The 2,567-nt window shown below is 42.1% G+C and carries 3 protein-coding genes; all 3 read right to left on the bottom strand.

Translation table 11 applies throughout. From position 1 onward, the window contains the following. A partial coding sequence (locus tag WDZ40_00345; protein ID MEX0877297.1) for an aromatic amino acid transport family protein occupies positions 1-637 on the bottom strand: 637 nt, incomplete at its 3' end. Next, positions 638-1,111 carry an MgtC/SapB family protein gene (locus WDZ40_00340; protein MEX0877296.1) on the bottom strand — a complete coding sequence of 158 codons (474 nt, stop codon included), beginning with the start codon at positions 1,109-1,111 and terminating at the stop codon, positions 638-640. A gap of 13 nt (positions 1,112-1,124) precedes the next feature. Further along, positions 1,125-2,510: an MBL fold metallo-hydrolase gene (locus WDZ40_00335; GenBank protein MEX0877295.1), complete on the bottom strand. Its 1,386-nt coding sequence runs from the start codon at positions 2,508-2,510 to the stop codon at positions 1,125-1,127. Positions 2,511-2,567: the final 57 nt, after the last annotated feature.

Genomic DNA, 2,567 nt, shown 5'->3' with positions numbered 1-2,567 from the left:
GTGCTTGTGGCGCAGGCAGGTCTTCCTTTCCTATCAAATAACGCATTTCCGGTATTGCCTGAAATCCCGCAAGCGCAAACAGTATAACGCCGTATGGAACAAATATGTTCTTAAAATTAAAAGAGTTAAAATTAGAAAACTCAATCATGGGCGCGCCGCGAAAAGTTATCATTAACAACACAAATCCCAACAAACCCAACAAAACAGTCTCAGCGTTAGAGACAGTTTTAATTCCTTTTACTATCCCGATGCTTAACAGTGCCCAAAACATAATCCCCCAATAAAGCTTGTTTGAAAACAGCTCTCCAAAAACACTGTTTAAAAATTCCATAGCCATCAAAATATACACAACAAGACTTCCAAATACCGCCAAAACCACAGAAATTGTTGTAAAATCTTTCGCTTTTTTACCAAAATATATTTCCATATACCCAGTAAGACGGTGCCCGGACCCTGTTCGTTCAACAACCTCCGCGTACATAAGGTGCAAAATAAGCATAAGCCCGGTAAGTGCTCCAAATAAAACAAGTCCCGGCCAAAAGCCGGACTGTGCCATAACATACGGAACACCAAAAATGCCGGCACCAATAATAGTGCCGACCAAAGAAGAGGTAGCTTTTAACACGTTACCTTTCATCTAAATTTTATTTTTATTCCTCTCTTTTGTGCGTCTTATGCGCAACCACTCTTCTACTTGAGGCCTTCCCATTATATCCAATATTGTGTATGAGACTACTGTTGTAAAGATAGCTAAGCCATACATTTGCGCGCCCACAGCCATACCCAGCCCCGCTGCAACCCAGAGACCTGCGGCGGTCGTTAACCCTTCCACCCTTTTGTCGCGAAATATTATAACTCCGGCTCCCAGAAAACCAATACCCGTTACAATATTAGAAGCTATCCTTGAAGGGTCGTATCGTGACGCGTCAACAAGAAACTGATTAAACCCGTTAATAGATATTATGGTAAAAAGAGCGGCACCGGTAGCCACCAGGGAATATGTCCTAAGACCCGCCGGCTTTTCAGAATACTCTCTTTGCAGGCCCAAAATAAGACCCAGCACAGAGGCCAGTAATATTTGTAAATATATAGTTGGTATAATTTCTAACATATTGTTTTTTATATTAAAATTCAAAAACCTCGTCCGGTTCCGGCACGTGCGCGTCTATCGCCAGCTCATCGCGCAAACGCTTAGCAAAAGTATTTGCCGCCTCTTCTTCTCCCTGGATGCAGAAGACTTTTTTAAGCTTCCTCTTGCTTCCCTTGTTTATATGCTCTATCCAGCTGTATAGGCCATTCTGGTCAGCGTGAGCGGAATAACCGCCAATAGCTCTTATTTTTGCCCTTACAGAAACTTCCTGCCCATATATTTTTACCTCCTTTTCTCCTTCAAAAAGACGCCTGCCTAAAGTTCTTTTTGCCTGATATCCGATTATCAAAAGCATGCTCTTTGGATCCGGCAAGTAGCGAATTTCGTGATGCATTATTCTGCCTCCGGTACTCATCCCACTGCCGGCTATTATAACCTTTGGCGCGGGAACATCATTTATAGCTTTTGATTCCTCAGTCTTAAGAGATATATTCAGATTTGAAAAATCAAAAAGATTGTGATTTTCCTTCAAAAACTCTCCGGTTTTGTTGTTAAAATATAGCGGATTGCTTCTGTATTTTTTGTAAACCTCTGTAGCCTTTATTGCAAGAGGGCTGTCTAAAAATATTGGTACCTCTGGAATTCGGTTATTTTTTATAAGAGAGTTTATCTCGTAAAGTATTTCCTGCGTACGCTCAAGAGCAAACGTCGGTATCATTAAAGTTCCCCCGCTTGTTACCACGTCCTCTATGGACTTTTCCAATATATTTTTTCTCTCCTCTTTGTCCTCATGAAGCCGGTCTCCATAAACTGTCTCCATTAGCACATAGTCCGCGTCTTCAATATACTTTATGTCATTTAAAAGAGGGGCGGGCGAATTGCCGAGGTCTCCGGAAAAGACTATCTTCTTTTCTTCTCCATTCTCTGTAATATAGACCTCTACTATGGCAGAGCCCAGTATGTGTCCGGCATCCCGCAAACGGACTCTTATATCCTCGGTAACCACAAACTCTCTGTCATAATCTATCCCCTTAAACTGCTGTTCCACCAACTTAACCTCTTTTTCTGTATAAAGCGGAGGGTGGTTGTCGTCCTTTGCTTCGGATGCTATAAGGTTTTGGCTGTCCTCAAGCATTATGGGTGCTAAGTCTGCTGTAGGAGGAGTGCTGTATATAACACCTGTATAACCTTCCTTTACCAATTTTGGCAGGCGCCCTATGTGGTCTATGTGCGCGTGAGTTATAAAAACCGCGTCTATTTTAGACGGATCATAAGGGAATTTTTCATAATTTTCTTCTTCCGCTTCACGAAAACCCTGAAACATTCCACAATCTATAAGTATTTTTGATTTTTGGGTTTCTAACAGGTAGTTGCCTCCGGTAACGCTTTGGGCACCACCATGAAAAGTAAGTTTTGCCATAATTTTTGTCCCGATACCGCCCGAATCTTTGATTCGCTTGCGGTATCGTGGATCCTC

It is taken from the genome of Candidatus Spechtbacterales bacterium, assembly GCA_040879145.1.
In the GTDB taxonomy this organism is placed as follows: domain Bacteria; phylum Patescibacteriota; class Minisyncoccia; order Spechtbacterales; family 2-12-FULL-38-22; genus JAWVZY01.
This window is presented reverse-complemented; position numbering and strand designations above follow the sequence as displayed.

Bases quoted from the DNA above. Each gene is read 5' to 3' on its own strand.
- WDZ40_00340 (MEX0877296.1), bottom strand. From the start codon at position 1,111: ATGTTAGAAATTATACCAACTATATATTTACAAATATTACTGGCCTCT.
- WDZ40_00335 (MEX0877295.1), bottom strand. From the start codon at position 2,510: ATGGCAAAACTTACTTTTCATGGTGGTGCCCAAAGCGTTACCGGAGGC.